Consider the following 17596-nt stretch of genomic DNA (forward strand, 5'->3'; position numbering starts at 1 on the left):
CAGCTCAACACCAATAACAACAGAGCCAGCATATGGAAAAGAAAGTCAGCTACGATGCATTCTGGATGCCGTTCACGGCAAACCGTAATTTCAAAGCCGATCCAAGGATCATCAACCGTGCCGAGGGCATGTATTGTTATTCCGATAACGGGACCCAATTGCTTGATGCCACCGCAGGGCTATGGTGTGTCAACGCGGGGCACGGCCGCAAAGAAATCGGCGAGGCGATGGCCAAGCAAGTGGCCGAGCTGGATTACAGCTCACCGTTTAACTTCGGCCACGACATTGGCTTTGAATTTGCTGAGCGTCTGGTCTCTTTCACCCCGCCGGGGCTAAATAAGGTCTTTTTCACCAACTCCGGCTCTGAGGCCGTTGAAAGTGCACTGAAAATTGCCCTCGCCTACCAACAGGCCAAAGGCAATACCGGCAAGTTCAAGCTGATCGGTCGCGAGCTGGGCTACCACGGTGTCAACTTCGGCGGTATCTCCGTCGGTGGCCTGACACCTAACCGCAAAGGTTTCGGCCCTCTGCTGCCGACCGATCACTTGTCCCATACCTTGGATATCGCCAACAACGCCTTCAGCCAGGGGCTACCCGAGCACGGGGCAGACAAAGCCGAGCAGTTGGAGCAACTAATTCAGTTCCACGGTGCCGACAGCGTGGCAGCCGTTATTGTCGAGCCAATTTCTGGTGCCGGCGGTGTGATCCTACCGCCAAAAGGCTACCTGCGCCGCCTGCGCGAGATCTGTAGCAAACATGATGTGGTGCTGATCTTCGACGAAGTTATCACTGGCTGGGGACGTCTGGGGGCATCATTTGCCTCGGAGGCCTTCGATGTGGTGCCGGATCTCATTACCTCGGCCAAGGGGATCACCAGTGGTGTCGTGCCACTCGGGGCAGTGTTCGCCAAAGACGAGATCTACCAGACCGTCGTCAACAGCGCACCGGAAGGGGCGGTAGAGTTTTTCCATGGCTATACCTACTCCGGGCACCCGGTTGCCTGTGCCGCAGGTTTGGCAACCCTCGACATCTACCAGCGCGAAGGACTGTTAGAGCGCGCCAGCGGCGAAATCGGCCAGTATTTCCAGCAAGGCCTGCACTCACTAAAAGACATACCATCTATTGTCGATATCCGTAACTACGGCCTCATCGGTGCAATCCAGTTTGCCGAGCCACAAGACGGCAAGCCGATAGGCTTCGATATTCTCAAGCGCTGTTACGACAAGGGAGTGATGGTACGCAGCATGGGCAATACTATCGCCCTGTCACCACCGCTGATCATCGAAAAACAGCACATTGACGTAATAGTCGATACCCTGTCCAACATCGCCAAGGACATTCCGGCCTAATACGCTCGGGGCTGGCTGATAACAGTCTGACAGTTATCCTCCGGCTAGCAAAAAAGCCTGATAACCATGTGATGGAGTATCAGGCTTTATTGTATATGCAGGCAGTGTGTCTTTATGCCTTACAATACACTCTCGCATCTCGAGGTGTATAAATACCAAATGTAACCGTCCTCAACACACCGTTTAGGAACGTTTCCTGAACCTCGACTCGTGATACATTTTCAATACCGCCACAAACGTCAGCAGCATTGATTTCCTTCTCCTGAGCCAGTCCATTAATAAAGAAGTGCTGAGAGTTTTCTTCTTTCATCTCACTGTTGCTGTCAGACATCACAAATGACTGTTGGGCACATCCACTCATAAACATAGCCAGGCAAGCCGCTAAAATTACCTTTTTCATATTCACCAAACTGATTCAAATAACAAAAAAGGCATTAGAACATATGAAAAAAGCGAAAACGATATGGCCACCTTATCGATACCAGCCACACAACGACAAAATGAGTAGAGCCCCCATGAAAAATGATTATTTTTATCATTAATATCAATGATTAAGTGTTTTATTACCTCATTTGTATCCGTCTGTATGACATTGTATCTATGCGTCCAGAGAACCATGGACTTACAACTATCTTGATTTCTGGCGGATTCTCTCAATTTCCTCACTGTCGATATTGAGAGATTCCAAAAACTCCTGATGTGCCTCCGGGGCCATTTTCTCGAACTGTATGTGCCAGTTCGTCATGTCCTGTTCATTCAAGCCAGCCATCCGCATGATCTCGACCCAACGCTCCTTCGTCATCATGTTCTGTTCAAGCAGTACCGGTTGCTCCAGCAGCATCACGATGGCTTTTTGCTGCTGACGCAGGGTCTGAATTTCCTGCTCCAGCGCGTTAAATTGGTTACGTAGGGTCTGTTCCGACTTGATATCGTCATGCGGCTCTATCAGCGGAGCAATTTCTTTTACCGGCAGGCCGAAAGAGCGATAGGAAAGGATCGTCTGCAACCGTTGCACCTCTTCCTTTCCGTACCAGCGATAGCCGTTCTCCGAACGACTTGTCGGTTTAAGTAAACCGACTCGTTCGTAATACAAGACCGTTGTACGTGAAATATTGCAGGCTTTCGCCAATTGCGTCACTGTCAGCATAGCTCCCCTCTTTATACCTACTCAGCTTTAGTTTTTTTCTTAAATAGCATCGGTAACACGGCGCTCATTACTATCACGATGGCTCCTATCATTGCCCATGCATCAGGCTTTTCAGCAAACAGCCAATACCCAAACAGTAAGGAGTAAATGATCTTGGTATATTCCATATTGGCAATAACATTCGCCTCTCCATACTTGTAGGCGGTAACGCCAATCCATTGTGCGATGGATGATAGTACGCCAACACCAATCAGCAGAGCCAACTCATAACCACTTGGCCATTGCCATACCAGAATGCTTGGTATCAGAGCCATTAACCCAACAAAGATAGCCTGATAAGCCAGCAGCGTGATGCGCGGCTCGACTTGGGCCACTTTCCTCACGCAGATGACGGCCACAGCCGCTCCCAGCGCAGCAATCAAGCCTAACAAGGTATATAACATCGACGTTTGCTCAAAGCTCGGTTGAACCACCAGCATCACACCGATAAAACCCACAACAATCGTAAACAGGCGCGTTGACGAGATAGCCTCAGCCAGAAAAAGCCGCGAGATACAGGCCACGAACAGCACCTGAGTAAAACCAAGCGCAGTAGCGTCGGCAAGCGGAATATTGCTGACCGTCAGAAACCCGAGATACAGTGCAACGAACGCGCCCAGGATACGAAATGTATGTAATTTAAGGCGCTTCGGCTTCAGCAGCACTTCAAGGTTGCCAACTATCGCAGGCATCAGCAAGCTCAGAAACACCAACTGCCGGAACAGCAATATCTGAAACAAATCAATTGAGTCACTCAATACCCTGACCAGCACGCCAACCACTGTAAACAATGCTGTCGAAAGCAATGCGAGTGATACCCCCTTTAGGGTTGGTGGCATTTTGAGTAAAAAAGCGATGACAGGATGAGCAATAGGAACGCGCTTAGCAATTATCGACACCATTATTTTACCTCTCTTGGTTCAACAAGCAGAGAGGGTAAAGCCTACACCTGTAGACAGGTCAATCATCACCAGAGAGAGGAATAGATAAGCAACTCGTCAATCATTTTACTCAAAGCCCCCGGGATATTGCCATGGGGGCTTAACAGCATGTTGAGTTATAAGTGAAACGGCACTTCTGTTTTGGTAAAGCCACCTTCACCGTCAATGGATAACGCATACAGTCGCTGAACAGCACTTGCATTAAGGGCACCGTACAAGTGGGGGTACAACTCACCGTCATCCTCGATGCCGGCCGGGGCTTCATCCACTACCTCAGCATGCAACAGTGAGGGAGCTATTTCCAACAAATGGATCCCTGACGCTCCTTTAAAAAAGTGATTAATAATGAACGGTAGCTGGTGATCATAAGCAAGATGCACAAAACCTTCTTGCTGGAGAGATTCGGGTTCGTAGGATGGGTTACTTCTCAATTGATTCAAACTATTATAATCAATCAAATGGTAGAGGTTCTTCACAAATACTCGTCTTTTATTCTTATACCCAAACCATCTTACCTATCATCTTCGATTTATCCAACTGAGGTGACCTACAGTTTAAGCGCATAAATGCCCAACCGCTGATCTTTATTCGGTATATCCATGTTGTTACCAACATACTTGACCAACTTGGCGCCAGCCCGCTCAACGACCCTGATACTTGCCTCATTACTTTCAAGACAGTGAAACTCGACAGTATCCACCGTTGTGGATGATGACAAATACGGCAGAATCACGTTAAGAACCTGGTTAATGATGCGGTGGCCACGTACAGCAGTAGAAAGCCAGTAACCTAACTCTGAAACCTTGGTGACAGGGTCAATATACTTAATCCCGAATACGCCGCTAAAGGCGCCATCATAATAAATCGCAAACCACTGTGAGCCGTATAACTTCCCTTTTTTACGCGCATTAATGTAGCTCCTGGCTCCGGCCATATCGGTCAGTGTATCAGTCCATGGCATATAAACAGAAAGATCGTCTCGGCTGGTATTCACTGTTTCCAGTAGCTCTTTGGCATGAAACTGCGTAAGAGCCTGAAGGGAAATAGACTCTGATATTTCAAGTTCCATGAGATGTTTAGCTTTATCCATAATATTTAGGCCTTTCAGAGAGCACAAAGCATCAGGTATGACGACGAGTCGGCGCTTCAATCTAGAAAACATTGTAATAGGCCGACACTGAGATATGCAACCAAGCACAGTTTAGAAGAAAATAGCTGCGAATAGACAAAACTCTCCCCTAAGCTGCATATATGCTCATCTGGTCTTACTTTTTAGGCTCTATAAATTTGGCTGACGCCCTTGCCAAAACTTGCTGTCCTTGGGTGACTTGCGCCTCCAGTTGGTAAATGCCTCTTCTAGACCCGACAAGATCAGCTGTTACCATAACTTGTTGTCCGGTGCAGACCGGGGAAATAAAGCGAACTTTCAGCTCGGCAGTCAACGCCTGAACACCGTGCGCAAACAAGCAGTGTGTCATCGCCGCATCCAGCAAGGTGCTGGTCATTCCTCCGTGTAACAGCCCATCATACCCCTGATGGCGAGCTGTTACCTGAAACGGGGCCGTTACTTTCCCTTTGCTATCCTGACTAAACGTTAACTGTAATGAATCAGGTGTATTGTCAACGGGTCCGCAAACCATGCAGTGATTATGAGCTTGTTTCGTAAGCTGATATGAAGTCATAGGAACGCCACTATCATCTATTAACAGGTATGATTGTGACAGCAGTGATGGCTCTTCGGCCCACCATGCTCTCCTCGTCCTTGTCCACCACGTCCATGTTTAACTGGTCCTTGCTTGCCTTGTCCATGCCTCTTGCCACAGCCTTTACCGTGACCATGTCCTTGTCCTTGGCCATGGCTATGACCTTGGCTGTGGCACCGACGTTCCGCATGACGGCAACCATTATGGTTAGGGGAAGGGCGCCCCTGATCAGCTTCAGTCAGAGAAAATAGCCCCGCCGTTTCTGAGCTGACAAGCTCTTGTGCACTTCGGCGACCGGAATCGGTTTGAGTGACCGACAGTTGGTGCGAAAGCAACTTACCTAACATTTTTTGACCAATATTACGCACTACGACACGCTCAGCATGATGCTGGAGCAACAGCTTCAGCAACGCTTTTTTACCTGCACAATGGGCAGCTAGAGCCGGGTTTTCATGTCGGCTGACTTCTACGCCTTGCTCATTAATAAACAGAAAATGCTCAGCCTTAGAAAAGTGGCTGGCGATGTGATCATCATTCATCGGAATTGCCGTGATCATGATTTATGACTCCTTTTTATTGTCACTTTGCTTTGTGAAATCCTTGCCATAAGTACTTTTTGTTTTTGGCATATGCCATTTATACGCCTGGTTTCTGGCATATGCCAGAAACTTTTGTGTGACAATTGAGGTAAATCAATTATTGCATGATCTATTTTATAGCGAGAGGTTGTGGCTAACGCCGAGAAGAAAGTGTCAGCCAATACACCGATTGGCTGGACTTCATATGAATTGTATTTGGCCTGAAAGCTAGGCCATCAGTAAACGAGTGACATCACCAAGGTTGTCCAGCACCGCATGGGCTCTCTCTGCAACATCATCGCTGGGCTGCAACAAATCCGGGATCATCACCGCCTTGCAACCGGCATCCAACCCGGCCCGCATACCATTATTGGAGTCTTCCAGTACCAGACAGGCTGCTGGTGCTATGTCCAGTTGCTCTGATGCCATTCGGTAGCAGTCAGGGTGGGGCTTGCCATTGACGACATCTTCCGAGGTGATCACCGCATCAAACTGCGCCAGATAGTCAGAACCATTAAAATGGTGTTTAACCTCAGCCAATGCTGATGACGTTACCAGCGCACATTTAAGCCCTTTCTTTTTCAGATCTCCGAACAACACGTCAAAACCGGGCTTATAGGCAACGCCTTGCGCTCTTCGGGTATGAAAATCACTGTTGCGAACACGTTTGAAGCGTTCAAGATCAAGCTTGTCACCAAACTTGGCGACCACACGGCGTTCACACTCGGCATCTTGGACACCAATAAATGTTCGGTAGAAGTCGTCATCCAACACCAGCCCCTGCTCACTGGCAGCAAGTTGCCAGCTCACTTTATAAAGCCCCTCGGTGTCAAAGATCAGCCCATCCATATCGAACAGTACAGCTTGTATTTCCATGTTCTCTCCATGCATTATCCACTAAATTAAAATGCAAAACCTTGCATATTAACAACACAGACTACCGATTTATTGATATTGGGCGGCGGTAATAAACTCACCAAACGTCTCGCACCACACAATCACCGTCGTATACTGAGCAGGATCGATAGACGAGTCCAGCGGTACCATAAAGCTCGAGAAGGTTTTCACTTCACCCACCTTGACCATACTGGATTTCAACCGATTGAAATCGGCTTCCGTTTCAACAAACTGCGGCGACAAATACAGCTTATAATCCGGCCCCGGTGCCAATTCGCCCTGGAACGAAATCACATCAGAACTAATAGAAACTCGGCCTTCCCCCCAGTGTAAAAAATCGCTGTCAGCTAAATCACGGCGGAACTCGCCGCTAAACTGGGCACTTTGCGCCGCCTGCTGTACCTCGCCCGAAGAAGGACTATCTGGGGCTATCAGAATAGGTAAGGCATAAATCCCAGCGGCAAAGCCGACCGCCAGCATAGCCAAATGGCTTAGCAACAACCCTATTGCTTTTATCATAATATTCGCTTTCTCTGCATGGTAACTGTCTAATGACTATAACAAATCACAGATATTAACCAATACTGCTTTCGCCTGAATCAGTGGCCGAAAGCAGCCCGTAATGCCTCGACAATCGCTTCGCGGACCGGGCCGCTTTGCTGACGGCGGGTCGTCACCAAATCAATAGTATTCATCCAGCCATTGGGCTCATACTCGATATTCAGTGCCTTCAAAGTTCCCGCTTCAATCGAGACGGCAGCCAGTTGCTCCGGCACAATCGTCCAGCCTACACCCTGCTCGGCCAGTGCCAGCAATATTTGATGGGAGCTGGCATACCAAACCTGGGTACTGATGGCATAGCTGAACCACAATTCTTTACCGCTCGCCGAGCGCTGCACCAGCTGTCGATAATTGCGTAGATCGGTATCTCTGACACTCGGCAACTCGGCCAAAGGATGGGAAGGCGATGAAACGGTAATAAAGTGGTTATAGCCAAGCGTGACAAAATCAATATCGTCTTGCATGCTGCCATCGGCATAGACCACACCGATATGGGCTTGGCCCTCGCTGACCATTTGCTTGATATCACATGTCGAGGCCGCCGTGATATCGATATTGGTCATAGGAAAACGCTCTGCCAGCTCACCCAGTTTGCCAAGTAGCTCAGTGCCGATCAGACTCTCCTCGACCGCCAGCACCAGTTCATGCTCATACCGTGCCTCAAGCGCGGCCACCTTCTGATCAAAATGCAACTGCTGCAGGAGGATCGACCTGGCAATAGGCAACAATGCCTTTCCCTCGGGAGTCAGCACCGGCGTATTTCCGCTTCGGTCAAAAAGTTGCTGATTGAGGGTAATTTCCAGATTCGACACTGATTGGCTCACGCCTGACTGAGCACGTTTCAACTTGCGGGCGGCAGCAGAAAAAGAACCATGCTCACAGACCGATACAAAAATCTTCAGCTGTTCAAAGCTATACATCACAGATTTACTCGTTTTCATCACCGTCAAGCAAGCCTATCACAGTTCGTGATAACTGCTAACTTTCCGCATTGTCCATCGTCATTATGATGATTACTAACAAACACCCTCGATATTTATCAAAAAGCCGTTAAATCAAACTCAGAAATGAGATAAACCCTGTCAAATAAAGTGGTAACAGCCGTAAGAGATAGCGAGATTAATATCAGACACTGCGATAGCACGACTGATTCTGTGCGCCATGAAATTCGTCATGCCAGCCTCCCATACTAAGTCCATAAGGAACATTCATGCCTTCACTGCAACAAGCACTCGACATTATCAAACGCGGTACCAATGACATCATTCCCAAAGAAGAACTGGCCGATAAGCTTGGCGACAACCGACCATTGCACGTTAAACTGGGCGCCGATCCGACCGCACCGGATATCCACCTAGGCCATACGGTGATCCTCAACAAACTCCGTCAGTTTCAGGATCTCGGCCATCATATTACCTTCCTAATCGGCGACTTTACCGGCCGTATCGGTGATCCTTCAGGTAAAAACACCACCCGCCCGCCACTGACGACCGAGCAGGTGCTGGCCAATGCCGAAACCTACCAGCAGCAGGTATTTAAAATCCTTGATCCTGAAAAAACGACCATAGAATTCAACTCACGCTGGCTATCCCAGCTCGGCGCCGAAGGTATGTTGAAGCTATCCGCCTGCCAGACAGTGGCCCGAATGCTGGAACGGGAAGATTTCAAACAACGCTTCGCTGCACATCAGACCATCGGCATCCACGAGTTCATCTATCCGCTGCTACAAGCTTACGACTCGGTCGAACTAAAAGCAGACATCGAACTGGGCGGCACCGACCAGACTTTTAACCTGCTGATGGGACGCGAGCTGCAAAAACATCATGGAATGTCGCCTCAAGTGGTGATATTAATGCCGTTGTTGATTGGTCTTGATGGGGTCAAAAAGATGTCGAAATCGGCCAACAACTATATTGGTGTTAACGAGTCACCCGACAGTATGTACGGCAAACTGATGTCGATTTCCGACACCCTAATGTGGAACTACTTTGAGCTGCTGTCTTTCAGATCACTCAAAGAGATCAGCCAGCTAAAAGCTGATATTCAGACAGGCAGAAACCCGAAGGAGATCAAGATACTTTTAGCCAAAGAGTTAGTGGCCCGCTTTCACACTCAGCAGGACGCCGATCTCGCCGAACAGGCCTTCGAACAACGATTTAAACACAATGTCATGCCCGATGATCTGGCAACTATCGAATTACAGCACGGACTGGCAATTCCCAATGTGCTCAAAGAGGCGGGGCTGGTAGCTTCAACATCCGAGGCAATACGGTTGATCCGCCAGGGGGCTGTTAAGATTGAAGGTCAGAAAATGACGGATACTCAGCTCATTCCCAAAGAGGGCACCGAGATGTATCAGGTAGGGAAGCGACGTTTTGCCCGGATTTGTCTAGAGAGCCATTAAAAGGGATAAGCAAAATGGCCGCAGAGTCATTTCCGCGGCCATATTAAGATGGTAAGTATAGTTACTTCTTGCCTTCAATCGCGCCCTGTATCGCAGGACCAATCTGGCGTTTACGAGATGTCACTCCATCTAATACCAGCCAGCCTTGCTTTGGTTGGCCCGTAAAGGCTTTGGCCGCGATAGCCGCATCGATATCATCAATCCACAACAGATTGGCGCGCTTGTTCTTGGTATCTATTACGGCAAAGAACAGGTGATCCAGCTTCTGAGTTTCTTTATAGGAAATCATAGCAGCGACAAACTCATTACGACGGTCAAGCAGCTGCTGGGCAGTTAAGGTTTCCGCCACTCCGATACCGACCTTCTTGCCCCCATAGGAGAAGTTTTTGTAGTCCATGGTCAGGATTTCAGCCGCACTGATATGGCTTAGATCCGACTTGGCCTCCAGCATTTTCTGACCGAACGCTTTCAGATCTACGATACCGGCTTCCTTTGCCAACTCTTTAGCATAGTAACGATCGTATTCAGTGGTCGTCGAAGACTGGAACACAACCGTATCGGACAGTATCCCGGCCAGCGTTGTACAGGCCAAATGGGCGGGTAAATCAATATCCAGGCTCTCGGCACGATCAGCCAGTATAGTAGCGGCAGATCCCCAGGCCCGGATATCTATCGGGGTAACCTGCGTCATATTGACCGGTGCTCCGCCAATCGCATGATGATCAACGATTGCCACGATGCTGCTCTCGTCAATGGTCGGATGCAGTTGAGTTTTTTGGTTGAAATCAACCAGGCCAACCGCCTTTTGGCTAAAATCATTCAATGGCTTAGGCGCGGCTATCTGGCAATAATCCAGCACAAACTGGCTTTCCGGATTAATCCCTTCCGGAACCACCGCGGTACCGCCGTAAATATGGGCGGCAATCAACGCCGATGTTACAGAATCGGTATCCGGGCTAAGGTGCCCGGTCCACACCAGATTATCGGTGTTATTGTTTTTTGGCGCACCTAACTCAAAGGCAGCCGCTCCTGTGCTAGCCAACGACAGCAGAAGTAGAATATGACTCGATTTCATGGTTTTACCTTTTATTATCAGATAATTAAGATCGAGAAAAGTATTCTACCTTGGTGACAGAACAGTGACAGCCATTTGAATTTATCCAACTGATTTTATTACAAAAACTTTAAAAGCCTCGCAAAAACCAATGACGAATGACCGGTGTTACACAATTAAACAACCATTACAAAGCGTTTCTCCGTTTCCCGGCACTATTCACACTTTTCTTCCACTTAACACGGTACATTCTTTAAAAAACAATGGAGTACCCCCATGAGCCGCCCAATTATCCTTGACTGCGATCCTGGTCACGATGATGCTATTGCCCTGATCCTCGCCTGTGCCTCCCCCTCCCTGGATATCAGGGCTGTTACCACCAGTGCAGGCAACCAGACTCCGGACAAAACTCTCAACAATGCCCTGCGCATTTTGACCTTGATGGGTCGCAGCGACATACCCGTTGCCGGCGGTGCTTTAAAGCCACTGGCCCGAGAGCTCATTATTGCCGATAACGTTCACGGAGAAAGCGGCCTTGACGGCCCGTCACTGCCCGAACCTGGGTTTGAGCCGCAAACAGAGCATGCCGTAGAGCTGATGGCGCGCGTCCTTGAAGAAAGTGACAAACCAGTAACGCTGGTACCGACAGGACCGCTCACCAATATAGCCCTGCTACTGGCAACCCATCGCGAACTGACAGACAAGATAGAACGCATCGTCCTAATGGGCGGCGGGGCTGAAACCGGCAACTGGACACCGGCAGCCGAGTTTAATATCTATGTCGATCCACAGGCCGCCGATATGGTGTTCAGTTCCGGCATCCCAATCACGATGTGCGGATTGGATGTCACCCATAGGGCCCAAATCATGGATGAAGATATCGAGCGGATCCGCGCCATCGACAACCCGGTATCCGATGTGGTCGCCGATTTGCTCGACTTCTTTATGATCTACCATCGCGATCCTAAGTGGGGGCTTGAAGGCGCACCGCTCCATGACCCATGTACCATTGCCTGGTTGCTTGCACCGGAGCTATTCACCGCGCAGGACTGCTGGGTTGGAATTGAAACCAAAGGTGAATATACCCAAGGGATGACAGTCGTCGATCGCTATCAGCTCTCCGGCAAGCCGGCCAATGCAACCGTGCTGTTCGATGTCTATCGTCAGGGTTTTGTCGACTTGCTGGCGAAAAGCTTGCGCTACTTCAGTTAATACTATGTCACTGGTTTACAGTGAATAAAGGGAGATCATCGATCTCCCTAACCTTTGAGCCGTGCCATTAAACCTTACCATTGGATCTTGGTTGTCTTTGGCCTTACACTACAGACACTCTAATCAAGCTAAGCATGGCAATAGTAAAGACATGAAACTCGTTCGCTGACGATTTTAATCATTACCTCACTAACTCCGTAACTCTATCCCGATAAGGATGGAGGGACTTTCTGTAATGATTAACTATGAATGAGTATTATGAATTCCACCTTATTTTCACCGACACTTACCGTCGATCGTGAAGGCTACCAACTACAGGTTAAAGTTGACGGGCAAGGTACTCCCTTGCTGATCATTGGTAGCGCCCGCTACTATGACCGAGCCATACCACAAACGCTTCGCCAGCACTTTCAGTGTATCTTCATCGATCACCGTGGTTTTGCCTCATCAAATCACTCACCCAAAGCTAACGATATCTCCCTGAAAATAATCAGCGAGGATATCGAGTACATCAGACAGAAATTGGAAATCAACCAGGCTATGATCATGGGGCACTCAGGCCATGCGTACATGGCGCTAGATTATGCCAAACGCTATCCCGCCCATATCACCAAAGTTGTCCTGTGCGGCGCATCGCCGAACCTAAGCCCGGACAGCCACCAAGCTGCTGAACGCTATTGGGAAAGTAATGCCGACGAGTTGCGAAAGGCACTGTTTGAGACGGATATCGGCCTGCTAGGATCTGACATTCGATCGGATCCCGAACGAAAATTTATCCATATTTGCTGCAGGCTGAGGGCCAGGCGCTGGGCTGATCATGCCTATGACGAAAGCTGGCTTTGGCAAGGACTCACTGCCCATAGTGCCTTGTTCGATAAAATGTGGGGAGACGTTTTTGCCAATATTGACATTGAGCAGTACACCTCGGCAATCGAGGTTCCGGTACTCATCCTGATGGGACAAAAAGATTTCAGTATTGCCCGTCCGTCAGAATGGCTTTCCCTTTCCCGACCATTTGCCCGCCAGACACTTCATATCTTCGAGCAAAGCGGTCATACCCCGCCACTGGAAGAACCAGAACGCTTTACCCAGAGACTAAGAGCCTGGGCATAAATAAGCACTAAATGGGTGTTGGAGCACAACTGATATCGTTCATCACGATGTAAAAAGTATGCTCCTCACCCTTTTACAGTCACACTAGCAAGCCTTATGCAGGCATTCGGCCAGTGTCTTAAGGGCAGCCTGGGTTAGTTCAGACCAAGAATAAGAGCAATTGATACGCATACAATGCTTGTACCTGCCATCACTCGCAAACAAGGTACCCGGAGCAATGCTGATATTATGCTCCTTGAGCAGGCTCTGCAGTAAGTGCTCGGTATTGATATGTTCCGGCAGCACAACCCACAAAAAATAGCCACCAGCCGGGCGAGTGATTTTCGTATCTCTGGGAAAAGACTGTTCGATGGCATACTGCATCTGCCGCTGCCGTAATTCGAGCTGGCGTCTTAATTGTCTCAGATGGCGGTCATACCCTCCGTGTTGCACGTACTGGGCAAACGCCAGTTGGTTGGGTACCGCTGCAGATAACGTAGACATCAGCTGAAGCTGTTCAATCTGTCTGGCATAGCGTCCGGCAACAACCCACCCAACCCTAAAACCCGGTGCCAGACATTTTGAAAAAGAGGAGCAGTGCAATACCAGCCCCTGCTCATCATAGGCTTTAATGGCTTTGGTTTTTTCCTCGGAGAAATAAAGCTCGGAATAGACATCATCTTCAATCAAAGGAATATCGGACGCGGCCAGCAAATCCCGGATCGCTATCTTGTTGGCTTCCGGCATTGACGAACCCAGCGGATTTTGGAAATTGCTCATTAGCCAGCAGGCTTTGATATCCTGGGTTTGAATGGCTTCTTTCAGTGCATCGACCGACATACCATGACGTGGATGGGTCGCTATCTCAACGGCTTTCAGGTGCAGGCGCTCTACGGTTTGCAACGCCCCGTAAAATGCCGGTGATTCGATGGCTACGGAGTCACCCGGCTGAGTGACCGCCATCAGGCTAAGCCCAAGTGACTCCATCGCTCCCGAGGTGATCACAATGTCATTTATCGACACATCAATACCGTCACGGATATAGCGCTTTGCAATAGCACGGCGCAAGGCCACACTGCCCGGAGGCAGGTCAGTCACCGCACTTTGGGGTGGCATGGTTCTCACGGTTTGCGCCAAAGCACGCCCCAGGTGTTTTAATGGGAATAGCTCAGGATCAGGAAAAGCCGAACCGAACGGCATCACCTCATCACGCTTACATGCGGTCAGCACCTCGAACACATGTGCATTGATATTAATGGATCGATTCGACATCTGGGGGAATGTCTGCGCGGGTTCGGGCAAACGGTTATGATGCGGCGTTACATAATACCCTGACTTGGTTTTGACGTGAATCCACCCGCCCAGTACCAGGAGCTCATAAGCCTTCAGCACTGTCATCGGACTGATACCGTGAATTTTGCTCATTTCTCTTACCGAGGGGATCCGCTCTCCGGGCAGCCAAATTCGTTGCTCGATTTGGAGCTGGATCTCTGCGGCAACTGCATGATAACGCGTCTTCTGTACAGGCATGCCTTTTCACTAACCTCTATACATAAAATCGAGCCATAGGCGCCGCAGCGGCTGGCTCGATCCGGAAAGTTATCATCGTAGCGGTCTGAGGTAGATAATTCGGCCTCAGACCTAGCGAAGCTTAGTAGCTAGCTTCTACTTCATTCTCACCTTCTCCCAATGCATAGAGAAGATTGGCAAGCAAACTCGACGCTCCAAAGCGGTAATGCATAGGGTCGGTCCATTCCGGCCCCATAATAGCGTCAACCATCTCCAGGTAACGCTGTGCTTCTTCGGCTGTACTTACACCGCCTGCAGGCTTAAAGCCCACGCTCTTTTCGACTCCCAGGGATTTAATCACGTTCAACATGATTTCCGCTGCCTCAAGCGTGGCATTTTCGGCAACTTTACCCGTTGAGGTTTTGATAAAATCAGCACCGGCATCAATCGATATTTCGGACGCGCGCCTGATCAGCCCTGCATCTTTCAGCTCACCCGACTCGATAATCACCTTTAACAGCTTATCGCCACAGGCTGCCTTACATTGCTTGACCAGCTCGAAGCCGACCTGCTCGTCACCGGCGACTAAAGCTCGATACGGGAAAACCACATCCACATCATCGGCACCATAAGCCACCGCTGCCTTTGTTTCGGCTACTGCAATATCAATATCTGCATTACCGTGCGGAAAGTTCGTGACTGTCGCAATACGAATGTCGGGAGTGCCCTGCTCACGGAGGGTCTTTTTGGCAATAGGAATAAATCGCGGATAGATACATATCGCCGCCGTATTGCCGACAACCGTCTTGGCACTGCGGCAAAGCGCAATGATTTTTTCATCGGTATCATCATTGTTAAGGGTAGTCAGATCCATTAACTTCAGTGCACGCAACGCTGCTGTTTTTAACTCACTCATAATTTCTCCAGTCCAGTAAATATCTAGTGCATTCGATCTGCGCAATGTCATACCGGCGATCTGTCTTTCAACAGACTTTGCTGACACCGAACAGCTTGAGAAGCGGACGTGGTTCCTTGAAGATTGGGGCAAATATCGAAGAACATTCACCCCATTGAAGTCCATTTCACCGCCCCCCCTACAAATCAAGGGGGCTACTATCGCGGCCTTGTTTGATAAGGCAGCAACAGCTACAGACCCGTAATTAACGAGTCAGTGCAGGCATTGGAACACAATTAGAGAAAACCGATGTAGAACAGAGCAGCCACATACCCCCTATAACAGATGGAAACAATACGACATGAGGCATAGAACAGGGGACGTTGAATCACTGCGCCAATGAATCTAGATGCGACAATTTTACTGCCGTCAGGCAATCTAAAACACGATATCGAAGAGGACTAAAAAGGTGAAAGACTAGCTCCTATCTAGTATTAGCTATCAGAAAAAGCAAGGATACGATTTTCGTGCTGCTCTCCACCTAGCTGGAAAAACACCTCGCCAATATCTCTAAACCCTTGCTTTTTATAAAACCCGATTGCAGGATCATTGTGTACCCAGGTCGAGAGCCAGTAACTACCGCCAAACTGAGAGCGCATCTCGGCAAGCAGCTCTTTTCCAATTCCCTTGCCATGAAAGTGCTCCTGTACATACAAGGTCTCCACCTCATAGCCATTAGACTCATCTCTGTAGTGGGATGTTAAGTTGACGGCAATGTACCCGAGCAGGTGCTCACCGTCGGTATACACTAAAATGCGGTAGTCTGGATTGAGCAATAACGCTTCAAAATGGCTTTCTGTGAACGTAGACAAGACATATTGTGCAATGTCAGCCCGGATCCCGTCCCTGGCATAGGTGTGTAACCATACTTGTATAGAGAGCGCGGCTAAGTTCCGGCTGTCTCCTTCCCTGGCATATCTGATCATAGTTTATTCCCTGGTCATCCTAACCCGTCTAAATATTTAACTTACTGGTATTGTTACATATTAATCAGAAGGCTTCTCAATCATTCCGGATCTATCCTGCGCTTAAAAACAAATTCTCCTTGCTTAATCTCAAGCAGAACGGCACTTTTCGACGGATCGCCAGATTCTCTGTATTCAATTCGGCCGGTCACCCCTTCGTAACCTCCCAGGGTATTCAATGCATCACGAATGCCTTTCGGATCAGTCCCACCATGACGTTTCGCCGCTTCAAACAGCATTCCGAAAGCATCATAGGTTAACGCCACAACATCATTCGGTTCCTTGTTATAGGCCTCTCTATAGCGTGCCCTAAAATGTACTGCTTCACCGTCAGCTTTATTCACACCGTAATGCGTACTGAAATAGGCCCCTTCAAGCGCGTCTCGATCCTTCTCCGGAATTTGCGTCCAGGTATCACTGCCAAGCAACATGGCATCAAGGCCAAGCTCTCTGGCCAACCGTGCCTGCTCAGGTACCTCGTTATAATAATTGGGCAAAAACAGTACCCCTGGGGCCGCAGCCTGAATACGACGCAGCTGCTCAGTCACATCCGGCGCGTCGCGGGTATAGAGCTCATAGGCAACGACCCTGCCCCCCTGCTCCCTGAAAGCAGCACGAAATACCTCGGCCAAATTGCGGTTATACTCGCTGGAGACATCGTATAACACTGCTGCTTTTTGATAACCCAAATCCTGATAGGCAAACCTTGCCATCAGTTGCCCCTGAAAGGTGTCGTTAAAGGCAATTCGGTATACCCATTTCTTGTTTCGTGTGGTTTCCGGGTTGGTCGACCAGGGGCTAAGCATCGGAATTTGGGCATATTCGGCATACCGTGCAGCAGGAATGGCATTTCGGCTTGCCTGAGGGCCAATGATGGCACTGACATTTTGCTGATTGATGAGCCGCAACGCCGCACTGATGGTTTGTTCGGCATTATCCTGATTATCCTCAATCAGCAGCACAACATGATAGCGTTCGTCATCAATAATCAAACCGCCCCGCTCATTGACTTCCTGTACCGCCAGCTTGGCCGCTTCTACTGTTGCCAGACCGACTTCCGGGATCTGCCCACTGATCGGCGCAATCAATCCGATACGCAATTCTTTTTCCTGTAACGGCTGACTGTCGCAACCCACTAAAACAAGTACAAAAACCATCAGCATGCCGGAAAATAACTTCATACACTTATC

Annotated in this window: 19 protein-coding genes; 4 read left to right on the top strand and 15 right to left on the bottom strand. The window is 49.1% G+C overall.

Features of this window, described 5'->3' with window-relative positions; genetic code table 11:
- Window positions 1-32: 32 nt before the first annotated feature.
- Window positions 33-1349: an omega-aminotransferase AptA gene (gene aptA, locus BIT28_RS13465; protein WP_075764496.1), complete on the top strand. Its 1317-nt coding sequence runs from the start codon at window positions 33-35 to the stop codon at window positions 1347-1349.
- A 112-nt stretch (window positions 1350-1461) separates the two neighbouring features.
- Here aptA and BIT28_RS13470 read toward each other — a convergent pair whose 3' ends face one another.
- The 10 genes from BIT28_RS13470 to BIT28_RS13515 all read right to left on the bottom strand — a co-directional run bounded on the left by BIT28_RS13470 (window position 1462) and on the right by BIT28_RS13515 (window position 8135).
- Window positions 1462-1749, bottom strand: a complete 288-nt coding sequence (locus BIT28_RS13470; protein WP_075764499.1) for a Bor family protein — start codon at window positions 1747-1749, stop codon at window positions 1462-1464.
- Window positions 1750-1977: 228 nt separating this feature from the next.
- Window positions 1978-2496, bottom strand: coding sequence for a MerR family transcriptional regulator (locus BIT28_RS13475; RefSeq protein ID WP_075764502.1), 519 nt, complete (start codon window positions 2494-2496; stop codon window positions 1978-1980).
- Between the two features lie 17 nt (window positions 2497-2513).
- Window positions 2514-3374: a DMT family transporter gene (locus tag BIT28_RS13480; protein ID WP_175577535.1), complete on the bottom strand. Its 861-nt coding sequence runs from the start codon at window positions 3372-3374 to the stop codon at window positions 2514-2516.
- A 218-nt stretch (window positions 3375-3592) separates the two neighbouring features.
- Window positions 3593-3952, bottom strand: coding sequence for a DUF952 domain-containing protein (locus BIT28_RS13485; protein ID WP_075764506.1), 360 nt, complete (start codon window positions 3950-3952; stop codon window positions 3593-3595).
- Window positions 3953-4023: 71 nt separating this feature from the next.
- A complete protein-coding gene (locus BIT28_RS13490; RefSeq protein WP_245823694.1) occupies window positions 4024-4566 on the bottom strand; it encodes a GNAT family N-acetyltransferase in 543 nt (180 codons plus the stop codon).
- A 175-nt stretch (window positions 4567-4741) separates the two neighbouring features.
- The gene (locus tag BIT28_RS13495; RefSeq protein WP_075764508.1) at window positions 4742-5158 is read right to left on the bottom strand and encodes a PaaI family thioesterase; all 417 of its coding nucleotides are present in this window, start codon (window positions 5156-5158) and stop codon (window positions 4742-4744) included.
- Window positions 5159-5178: 20 nt separating this feature from the next.
- Window positions 5179-5736 (bottom strand): NifB/NifX family molybdenum-iron cluster-binding protein, encoded by a 558-nt coding sequence (locus BIT28_RS13500; protein ID WP_075764510.1) that lies wholly within the window; start codon window positions 5734-5736, stop codon window positions 5179-5181.
- Between the two features lie 249 nt (window positions 5737-5985).
- A complete protein-coding gene (locus tag BIT28_RS13505) occupies window positions 5986-6633 on the bottom strand; it encodes an HAD family hydrolase (RefSeq protein WP_075764512.1) in 648 nt (215 codons plus the stop codon).
- Window positions 6634-6702: 69 nt separating this feature from the next.
- Window positions 6703-7170 (bottom strand): DM13 domain-containing protein, encoded by a 468-nt coding sequence (locus BIT28_RS13510; RefSeq protein WP_217696635.1) that lies wholly within the window; start codon window positions 7168-7170, stop codon window positions 6703-6705.
- Window positions 7171-7253: 83 nt separating this feature from the next.
- Window positions 7254-8135, bottom strand: coding sequence for a LysR family transcriptional regulator (locus BIT28_RS13515; protein WP_075764691.1), 882 nt, complete (start codon window positions 8133-8135; stop codon window positions 7254-7256).
- Between the two features lie 290 nt (window positions 8136-8425).
- Here BIT28_RS13515 and tyrS point away from each other — a divergent pair, with 290 nt between their 5' ends.
- Window positions 8426-9619: a tyrosine--tRNA ligase gene (tyrS, locus tag BIT28_RS13520; protein ID WP_075764516.1), complete on the top strand. Its 1194-nt coding sequence runs from the start codon at window positions 8426-8428 to the stop codon at window positions 9617-9619.
- Between the two features lie 61 nt (window positions 9620-9680).
- Here the strand turns inward: tyrS and BIT28_RS13525 are convergent, their stop codons facing one another.
- Window positions 9681-10694 carry a manganese-dependent inorganic pyrophosphatase gene (locus tag BIT28_RS13525; RefSeq protein ID WP_075764518.1) on the bottom strand — a complete coding sequence of 338 codons (1014 nt, stop codon included), beginning with the start codon at window positions 10692-10694 and terminating at the stop codon, window positions 9681-9683.
- A gap of 255 nt (window positions 10695-10949) precedes the next feature.
- On the opposite strand from BIT28_RS13525, the gene rihA reads away from it, so the two are divergent.
- Together rihA and BIT28_RS13535 are read left to right on the top strand one after the other, a co-directional pair.
- Window positions 10950-11885, top strand: coding sequence for a pyrimidine-specific ribonucleoside hydrolase RihA (gene rihA / locus BIT28_RS13530; RefSeq protein WP_075764520.1), 936 nt, complete (start codon window positions 10950-10952; stop codon window positions 11883-11885).
- Between the two features lie 258 nt (window positions 11886-12143).
- The gene (locus tag BIT28_RS13535) at window positions 12144-12998 is read left to right on the top strand and encodes an alpha/beta fold hydrolase (protein ID WP_075764693.1); all 855 of its coding nucleotides are present in this window, start codon (window positions 12144-12146) and stop codon (window positions 12996-12998) included.
- Window positions 12999-13082: 84 nt separating this feature from the next.
- Here the strand turns inward: BIT28_RS13535 and BIT28_RS13540 are convergent, their stop codons facing one another.
- From BIT28_RS13540 to BIT28_RS13555, 4 genes are all read right to left on the bottom strand, one after another.
- Window positions 13083-14507, bottom strand: a complete 1425-nt coding sequence (locus tag BIT28_RS13540; RefSeq protein ID WP_075764522.1) for an aminotransferase-like domain-containing protein — start codon at window positions 14505-14507, stop codon at window positions 13083-13085.
- A 121-nt stretch (window positions 14508-14628) separates the two neighbouring features.
- Complete coding sequence (gene deoC, locus BIT28_RS13545) at window positions 14629-15402, bottom strand: deoxyribose-phosphate aldolase (protein ID WP_075764695.1); 774 nt, start codon at window positions 15400-15402, stop codon at window positions 14629-14631.
- 473 nt (window positions 15403-15875) lie between these two features.
- The gene (locus tag BIT28_RS13550; RefSeq protein ID WP_075764524.1) at window positions 15876-16367 is read right to left on the bottom strand and encodes a GNAT family N-acetyltransferase; all 492 of its coding nucleotides are present in this window, start codon (window positions 16365-16367) and stop codon (window positions 15876-15878) included.
- A gap of 80 nt (window positions 16368-16447) precedes the next feature.
- Window positions 16448-17587 (bottom strand): ABC transporter substrate-binding protein, encoded by a 1140-nt coding sequence (locus BIT28_RS13555; protein ID WP_083651831.1) that lies wholly within the window; start codon window positions 17585-17587, stop codon window positions 16448-16450.
- Between the last annotated feature and the right edge of the window lie 9 nt (window positions 17588-17596).

This window comes from Photobacterium proteolyticum, assembly GCF_001939735.1.
Classification (GTDB): domain Bacteria; phylum Pseudomonadota; class Gammaproteobacteria; order Enterobacterales; family Vibrionaceae; genus Photobacterium; species Photobacterium proteolyticum.